8 protein-coding genes are annotated in these 8,046 nt (G+C 71.2%); 6 read left to right on the top strand and 2 right to left on the bottom strand.

Annotated features, from left to right (window positions below):
• From G7A99_RS25485 to ubiB, 5 genes are all read left to right on the top strand, one after another.
• Window positions 1-541: AAA family ATPase (locus G7A99_RS25485; protein ID WP_240466256.1), on the top strand; the 541-nt coding region annotated here is incomplete at its 5' end.
• Between the two features lie 214 nt (window positions 542-755).
• Window positions 756-1,151 (top strand): gamma-butyrobetaine hydroxylase-like domain-containing protein, encoded by a 396-nt coding sequence (locus G7A99_RS11985; protein WP_163140440.1) that lies wholly within the window; start codon window positions 756-758, stop codon window positions 1,149-1,151.
• 3 nt (window positions 1,152-1,154) lie between these two features.
• The gene (gene ubiE / locus G7A99_RS11980; RefSeq protein WP_163140438.1) at window positions 1,155-1,922 is read left to right on the top strand and encodes a bifunctional demethylmenaquinone methyltransferase/2-methoxy-6-polyprenyl-1,4-benzoquinol methylase UbiE; all 768 of its coding nucleotides are present in this window, start codon (window positions 1,155-1,157) and stop codon (window positions 1,920-1,922) included.
• 9 nt (window positions 1,923-1,931) lie between these two features.
• Window positions 1,932-2,567 (top strand): SCP2 domain-containing protein, encoded by a 636-nt coding sequence (locus G7A99_RS11975; RefSeq protein ID WP_163140436.1) that lies wholly within the window; start codon window positions 1,932-1,934, stop codon window positions 2,565-2,567.
• The gene (gene ubiB, locus G7A99_RS11970) at window positions 2,564-4,234 is read left to right on the top strand and encodes a ubiquinone biosynthesis regulatory protein kinase UbiB (protein WP_018717994.1); all 1,671 of its coding nucleotides are present in this window, start codon (window positions 2,564-2,566) and stop codon (window positions 4,232-4,234) included. Before G7A99_RS11975 ends, ubiB begins: the two co-directional genes overlap by 4 nt.
• A gap of 33 nt (window positions 4,235-4,267) precedes the next feature.
• On the opposite strand, the gene G7A99_RS11965 is transcribed toward ubiB, so the two are convergent.
• Together G7A99_RS11965 and G7A99_RS11960 are read right to left on the bottom strand one after the other, a co-directional pair.
• A complete protein-coding gene (locus G7A99_RS11965; RefSeq protein ID WP_163140434.1) occupies window positions 4,268-4,822 on the bottom strand; it encodes a cyclodeaminase/cyclohydrolase family protein in 555 nt (184 codons plus the stop codon).
• Window positions 4,822-6,555, bottom strand: coding sequence for a formate--tetrahydrofolate ligase (locus G7A99_RS11960; RefSeq protein ID WP_018717992.1), 1,734 nt, complete (start codon window positions 6,553-6,555; stop codon window positions 4,822-4,824). Before G7A99_RS11960 ends, G7A99_RS11965 begins: the two co-directional genes overlap by 1 nt.
• A gap of 308 nt (window positions 6,556-6,863) precedes the next feature.
• Between G7A99_RS11960 and G7A99_RS11955 the strand changes: the two genes are divergently transcribed.
• Window positions 6,864-7,913: a GlxA family transcriptional regulator gene (locus tag G7A99_RS11955; protein ID WP_018717991.1), complete on the top strand. Its 1,050-nt coding sequence runs from the start codon at window positions 6,864-6,866 to the stop codon at window positions 7,911-7,913.
• Window positions 7,914-8,046 lie beyond the last annotated feature (133 nt).

The raw sequence follows: 8,046 nt of genomic DNA, 5'->3' as shown, positions 1-8,046 counted from the left end.
GGAGAGCGGCAGCGGCGGCGACGTCTCCCGCGAGGGCGTGCAGCGCGACCTGCTGCCCCTGGTGGAGGGCTCCACGGTCTCCACCAAGCACGGCATGGTGAACACCAACCACATCCTGTTCATCGCCTCCGGTGCGTTCCACGTCTCCAAGCCCTCCGACCTCATCCCCGAGCTTCAGGGCCGGCTGCCCATCCGCGTGGAGCTCGAGGCCCTGGCGGTGGAGGACTTCGTGAGCATCCTCACCGAGCCGGACGCCTCGCTGGTGCGCCAGTACGAGGCCCTGATGAGCACCGAGGGCGTGACCGTGCGCTTCGCCGAGGAGGGCGTCGCCCGCATCGCCGAGGTCGCCTGGGAGGTCAACGAACGCACCGAGAACATCGGCGCCCGGCGGCTGCACACGGTCATGGAGCGGCTGCTGGAGGCGATCTCCTACGAGGCCCCGGACCGCAGCGGCGAGACGGTGACCGTCGACGCCGCCTACGTGGACGAGCACCTGGGCAGCCTCGCCCGGGACGAGGACCTCAGCCGCTACATCCTCTGAGTGCGGCATCGGCCCGGCCCCTGGCGCCGGGCCCGCGCCGCCGCGTTAGAATCCGGTACACGGACACCGGACGGCCAGGACGGCGGCCATCGAGCGTTCCGCCGTCCGCCGAGGCGATGGGTCCCATGCGCCATGCCCGGGCGCAAGCCCGGGCGCGTCCACGGCGGCACGTCACGACCCTGTCGCCAGGCCCTGATGGAACCGTGAGGTCCCCATGCAGCACCCGCCACGTACCGACACCGGCCGCACGCCCACCGACATCCGCCTGCACCGGCGCTCGGCGGTGCTGGAGATCGCCTTCGACGACGGCTCACGCTTCGAGCTGCCGGCGGAGTATCTCCGTGTGTACTCGCCGTCCGCGGAGGTGCGCGGACACGGCCCGGGCCAGGCAGTACTGGTCACCGGCAAGGAGGAGGTCGGCCTGACCGACGTCCAGCCGGTGGGAAACTATGCCCTGCGCCTGGTCTTCGATGACGGCCACGACTCTGGGTTATACTCGTTCGACCTGCTCTACGAGCTGGGCACCGACCAGTCGCGCTACTGGCAGGACTATCTCGACGCGCTCGCCCATGCCGGGCACGCGCGCCGCACCAACCCGAACAAGGAGTAGGCCGTGGCGAGCGGCGACGAGCAGCAGGACAGCGGCACCACCCACTTCGGCTACCAGCAGGTCCCGCTGGATGAGAAACGCCAGCGCGTCGGTGCCGTGTTCCAGTCCGTCGCGGAGCGCTACGACCTCATGAACGACCTCATGTCGTTCGGCCTGCACCGCATCTGGAAGCATCAGGCCATGGCCGCCACCCGCGCCCGCCGCGGCCATCACGTCCTCGACCTCGCCGCCGGCACCGGCGATCTCAGCCTCGCGTTGTCCCGGCGGGTCGGCCACGAGGGCCGGGTGGTGAGCTCCGACATCAACCCGGCGATGCTCGCCCGCGGCCGCGACCGGCTGATCGACGAGGGCGCGGTGGACAACATCGACTACGTCATCGCCGACGCCGAGCAGCTGCCCTTCCCGGACGCGAGCTTCGACCGTGTGACCATGGCCTTCGGGCTGCGCAACGTCACCCGCAAGGAGCGCGCCCTCGCGGCGATCCGGCGGGTCCTGCGCCCGGGCGGGCACCTCATGGTGCTGGAATTCTCGCGGCTCTACATCACCGCGCTGCGTCCGCTCTACGACGCGTATTCCTTCGGCGTACTGCCCGCCATGGGCCGGCTCGTCGCCCACGACGCGGAGAGCTACCGCTACCTCGCCGAGTCCATCCGCATGCACCCCGACCAGCAGACGCTTGCGGGGATGATGGAACAGGCGGGCTTCGAGGACTGCGAGTACACCAACCTCTCCGGCGGCGTCGTGGCCATTCACCGCGGCCACGTCTACTAGCACGGCCCTATGACGGAAACCCCCGGCATGCTCGGCACCGGTGTGATGCGCGTCGTCGAGGGCGCGCTCAACCGGGTGCTCGCCCTTGACCCGGAGACGCCGCACCGGCTCGTGCCGCTCACCGGGCGCAGCCTCGCGGTACGCCTGAGCGAGCCGACGGTGGCCGCACGCGTGCACTTCCTCGCCGACGGCCTGCGCCTGGCACAGCCGGGCGAGGCGGAGACCGCCGACGCCGAGGTGGAGGCCACCCTGGCCGGGCTGGCGACGCTCGCGACCTCCCGCGGCCGGCGCAGCCGGGACGTGGTCTTCCGTGGCGACGTCGGCGTGATCCAGGAGGTCCGCGCCCTGTTCACCGAGCTCGACGTGGACTGGGAGGAACAGCTCTCGCGGATCACCGGTGACGTCATCGCTCACCAGGTCGGCCGCGGCGTGCGCGGTGGCCGCCGCTGGGGCGAGCGCACGGCGGCGGCGTTCGTCCAGGACGTGGGCGCCTACCTCACCGAGGAGCGCCGGCTGCTGCCCCCGGCGGCGGAGGCGGACGCCTTCATCCGCGACGTCGACCGCCTGCGCGCCGACACGGACCGCCTGGAGGCGCGCATCCGGCGGCTGGAGCGCCGCCGCGGCGGCGCGGGAGGCGAGCGGTGATCCTGCGTCCCGCGCTGCTGCTGCGCCTGATCTACATCAACCTCATCCTCATCAAGCACGGCCTGGACGAGGTCATCCTCGCCACCCACCTATTCCGGCCGCTGCGTTTCCTCGGGCTGTTCATGCCCTGGCGCTGGTTCCGGCGCTACCGCCAGTCCCGCGGCGAGCGCATCCGCTGCGCCCTGGAGGACCTCGGCCCGATCTTCGTGAAGTTCGGCCAGATCCTCTCGACCCGGCGCGACCTCGTTCCCCCGGATATCGCCACCGAGCTCGCCCGGCTGCAGGACCGGGTGCCGCCGTTCCCCGGCGAGCGCGCCCGGGCCCTGGTCGAGGCGGAACTCGGCCAGCCGCTGGAAGCGATGTTCGCGCGCTTCGAGGAGCAGCCACTGGCCTCCGCCTCCATCGCCCAGGTGCATGGCGCGGTGCTTCACGACGGGCGCGAGGTGGTGGTCAAGGTGGTGCGCCCGGGCATCCAGCGCACCATCGACGGCGACCTGCAGCTGCTCTACACCATCGCCCGGCTGGCCCACCGCTACTGGCGCGAGGCCTTCCGGCTGCGCCCGGTGGAGGTGGTGCGCGAGTTCGACAAGACCATCCACGACGAGCTCGACCTGATGCGCGAAGCGGCCAACGCCTCGCAGCTGCGGCGCAACTTCGAGGGCTCGGATCTCCTCTACGTGCCCGAGGTCTACTGGCCCGGCACCCGCACCCGGGTGATGGTCATGGAGCGCATCCACGGCATCCCCATCAGCCACGTGGAGACCCTGCGCGAACGCGGCGTGAATATGCAGGCGCTGGCAGAGCGCGGCGTGGAGATCTTCTTCACCCAGGTCTTCCGCGACAGCTTCTTCCACGCCGACATGCACCCGGGCAACATCTTCGTCGACCCGGACGAGCCGGATACGCCGCGCTACATCGCCGTGGACTTCGGCATCATCGGCACCCTCGGCCCGCGGGACCACCGCTACCTCGCGGAAAACTTCCTCGCCTTCTTCAACCGCGACTACCGCCGTGTCGCCGAGCTGCACGTGGAGTCGGGATGGGTGCCGGCGGACACTCGGGTGGACGAGTTCGAGGCCGCCATGCGCGTGGTCTGCGAGCCGATCTTCGAGCGCCCGCTGGGCGAGATCTCCTTCGGCGCGCTGCTGCTGCGGCTGTTCCAGACCGGGCGACGGTTCAACATGGAGGTCCAGCCCCAGCTGGTGCTGCTGCAGAAGACGCTGCTCGCCATCGAGGGGCTGGGACGCGACCTCTACCCCGACCTGGACCTCTGGCGCACCGCCAAGCCCTACATGGAGCAGTGGATGCGCGAGCAGCTCGGCGCCCGTGCGCTCATCCGCAACCTGCGCACCGAGCTGCCCAAGTGGGGCGAGTACCTGCCGCGTCTGCCCGGTCGGCTCGACGCCGCCCTCTCCGAGGCCGAGCAGCTGCGCGAGCGCGTCGCCGAACAGGAGCGCACCCTGGAGGGCCTGCGCGAAGACGTGCGCCGCAACGGCCGGCGCAACTTCGCCGCGGTGATCGGCGCGAGCCTCGTGCTCTCGGCGTTCATCATCGCCGGGCTGGACGGCTACACGCCGGTAATGGTCGCTGCGGGCACGCCGCTCGCCAGCCTGGTGCTCGGCGCCCTGGGCGGGCTGTTCTGGCTGAGCGCCTGGCCGCGACGCTAGCCCGGCGGGCTCAGGCAGACCTCCCGTGGCCGCTCACGGCGGCAGTGCCGCGACCAGCGCCTCGGTGCGCGCGGCAAGGCCGTCGTCCCGGTCACCGTCCAGGTTCTCGTCGATGAGCGCCGCCGCGGCCCGCCCGGCCCCGGCGGCCAGCGCCACCGCCGCGCGGGCGTCGCCCACCAGCCGCGGATTGCCCTCACGGACCAGCCGGTCGCCCATGCGGCACAGGCGCAACGCCGTCTCCAGTACCTCCAGCGGCACCTCGCAGGCCGCCTCCAGGGCGTCCTCCAGCGCCCCGGCATCGCCCCAGCGGCTGGCCTTCAGCACCGGGGCGAAGGACTCCGCATCGGCGTCCATAAGCACCAGCGCGCGCTCGCGGATCGCGTCCGCCTCCCCCGCCAGTGCCGCGGCGTCGGCCATGCGCGTGTCCGCAAAGCGTGCGGCCATCGCCGCCAGCGCCGCCGCGGTGGCCAGCGACAGGCCCGCACCCGCGCCGCCCGACGGGGCGGAGCGGCGCGCGGCGAGCGCCTCCAGGAAGCCCGCGATGCCGGCCTGCGGGGCGCCGTCCAGCGCATCCACCCGGGCGGCCATCAGAACAGCCCCGTGATTTCGCCGTTCTCGTCCACATCGATGTGGGCGGCGGCGGGGTCGGCACCGAGGCCGGGCATGGTCCGGATGTCGCCGCACAGCGCGTAGACGAACCCGGCACCCGCGGACAGCCGGACCTCGCGCACGGGAAGCGTCCAGCCCGTGGGCGCGCCCCGAAGACTGGCGTCCGCGGACAGCGAGAGGTGGGTCTTGGCGACGCACACCGGCAGCTCGCCGTAGCCCTGGCGCTGATAGGTGTCGATCTGGCGCCGGGCATCGGCGCTGAACGACACGTCGTCGGCCCCGTAGATGCGCGTGGCGATCCGCTCGATCTTGGCGTCCAGGGCCATGTCGTCCGGGTATAGGAACTCGAAGTCACCGCCCGCCTCGGCGGCCTCAGCCACCGCCTCCGCGAGCTCGGCGGCGCCGGCGCCGCCGTCGCGCACGTGGGTGCACACCGCCGCCCGTGCCCCGGCCGCCTCGGCGATCTCGCGGATGGCCTGATGCTCGCTGTCATAGTCCGAGGGGAACGCGTTGATCGCCACCACCGGCGTCACCCCGTGGGCGCGGATGTTGTCGATCTGCTTGGTGAGGTTGGCGGCGCCAGCGTGCACGTCCTCCGGGCTCTCCGCCTTCATGCCCTCGGGCAGCGGCCGGCCCGGGACCACGCGATAGCGTCCGGAATGAAACTTCAGCCCGCGCACGGTGGCGACGAGCACCGCGGCGTCCGGGGTCAACCCGGAGGCGCGGCACTTGATGTTGAAGAACCGCTCCGCCCCCATGTCGGCACCGAAGCCGGCCTCGGTGACCAGGAAGTCGCCGCCGTGGATGCCGATGTTGTCGGCGACGATGGAGGAGTTACCGTGGGCGATGTTGCCGAAAGGCCCGGTGTGGATCAGCGCCGGGGTGTGCTCCAGGGTCTGCAGCAGGTTCGGCTTGATCGCCTCCTTGAGCAGGGCGGTCATCGCCCCGGCGGCACCGATGTCCTCGGCGGTGACCGGCTCGCCGTCGCGGTTCTCGCCGACCACCATGCGCCCAAGACGCCGGCGCAGGTCGGTAACCGAGTCGGCGAGGGCGAGCACCGCCATGACCTCCGAGGCCGCGGTGATCTCGAAGCCCGCCTGGCGGGGCACCCCGTCGGCCCGCGGACCGAGGCCGATGACGGTGCTGCGCAGGGCGCGGTCGTTGATGTCCACCACCCGCTGCCAGCGCACGCGCTGCGGGTCGAGGTCCACCCCGCGGCCGTGGTGGAGGTGGTTGTCGATCATCGCCGCGAGCAGGTTGTGGGCGGCGGTGACCGCATGGATGTCGCCGGTGAGGTGGAGGTTGATCCGCTCCATCGGCACCACCTGGCTGTAGCCGCCGCCGGCGGCCCCGCCCTTGATCCCGAGGGTCGGCCCCATGGAGGGCTGGCGGATCGCAACGGTGGCGGTACGCCCGACGTGGTGCAGCCCCTGGGCGAGGCCGATGGAGGTGGTGGTCTTACCCTCGCCGAGGGGCGTGGGCGTGATCGCCGAGACCACCACGTAACGCCCCCGGGGCCGGTCCGCCACCGCGCGGACGGCGTCGAGATCCAGCTTGGCGATGCCCCGGCCGTAGGGCTCGACACTGGCGCCCGGCACGCCCATGCGCCCGGCGATCTCCTCGATCGGCCAGAGCCGGGCCTCCCGGGCGATCTCGAGGTTACCCGCCACCGGCCGGGACGCCCCGGTTATTTCCTGCGCGTTGCTCGCCATGGCCGCTCCTCCGTCGTTCATCGGTTTCGAGGACGTTGACGGTGTGATTATCGGCGGCACGGGGCCCGCGGGTTTGCTCACCGGCGCCGGTCACCATGGTCCTAGCGACACCGCCCCGATTGGGCTAAGTTTCTGTCAGGAGGCGGTTTTATGAGGGGGCGGCAACGCCTTTCCCGGAGGCGTCACCGGTAAACGCCGCCGCCGGGTAAATGGGCGGCGCAGACACGCAAGCCGGGAGGGGAGCGCGGCGCGTTTACTTATTGTCCACCGAATAACATGATCCATCAGGCCTTAGGAGGAGGGGTCTCATGGCAGCGCTATCCGGCTCACCGCGAGAGCACCTGGATGTCGGCTTCGTGCTCGTGCCGGGCTACTCCCAGCTCGCCTTTTCCTCGGCCCTGGAGCCGTTCCGCATGGCCAACCAGCTCGCGGACCGGCGCCTCTACACCTGGCACCTCATGAGCGTGGACGGTGCACCGGTGAGCGCCAGCAGCGGCCTGGAGACCCGCGTTGAGTGCGCCCTCGAGGAGCCTCTGCCCCTCGACATGGTGGTTGTCTGCGCCGGCGTGGACGTGCAGAGCCACTGCGACCGCGAGACCCTGACGTGGCTGCGCCGTATGGCCGGCCGCCAGGTTCCGCTGGCCGCGGTGTGCACCGGTGGCTACGTGCTCGCCCGCGCCGGGGTGCTCAACGGCTACCGCTGCACCCTGCACTGGGAACACATCTCCAGCATCCACGAGGCGCTGATGTTCCCGGAGGTGACTTTCACCTCCCAGCTGTTCGTCATCGACCGTGACCGCTACACCTGCTCCGGCGGTGTCGCCCCGCTGGACATGATGCTCACCCTGGTCGGACGCCAGCAGGGCCCGGAGCTCGCCGAGGCCATCGCCGAGGAATTCCTCCACGAGCGCATCCGCGACGTGGACGACCGCCAGCGCGCGCCGCTGCGGGTGCGCCTCGGTCACAGCCAGCCCAAGCTCGAGGAGGTCGTCACGCTCATGGAGGCGAACCTCCACGAACCGCTGTCGCTGGACGAGCTCGCCGGCCACGCACGGCTGTCCCGGCGCCAGCTCGAACGGCTGTTCCAGCGCTACGTGGGCTGCCCGCCGGCGCGCTACTACATGGACCTGCGCCTGACCCGGGCACGGCAGCTACTGCAGCAGACCCACATGCCCATCACCGACGTCGCCCTGGCCTGCGGCTTCGTCTCGCCGCCCCACTTCACCAAGTGCTACCACGACCACTTCGGCCATTCGCCGAGCCACGAACGCCAGCGCCGCTACGAGCGCCTCGCAGGCAGCCCCGGTAACAGCAGCCGGCCCAATCCGCCGCTCGATGCCGCGGCGAGCGGCGGGTAGCCGGCGGCGGAGTCCGGAAAACCGGAGACGTCGGCTGCCTCGAGCAGCCGACCTACGGCCATTATCAATGGGTATCGGCTTTGCCACCGGCCAATCCCTTACGGAATGCCTGTAGGGTAGACCGGTGTTGTAG

This window comes from Arhodomonas sp. KWT (genome assembly GCF_010993615.1).
The sequence above is the reverse complement of the archived record's forward strand: the minus strand, read 5'-3'. Positions and strand labels throughout refer to the sequence as shown.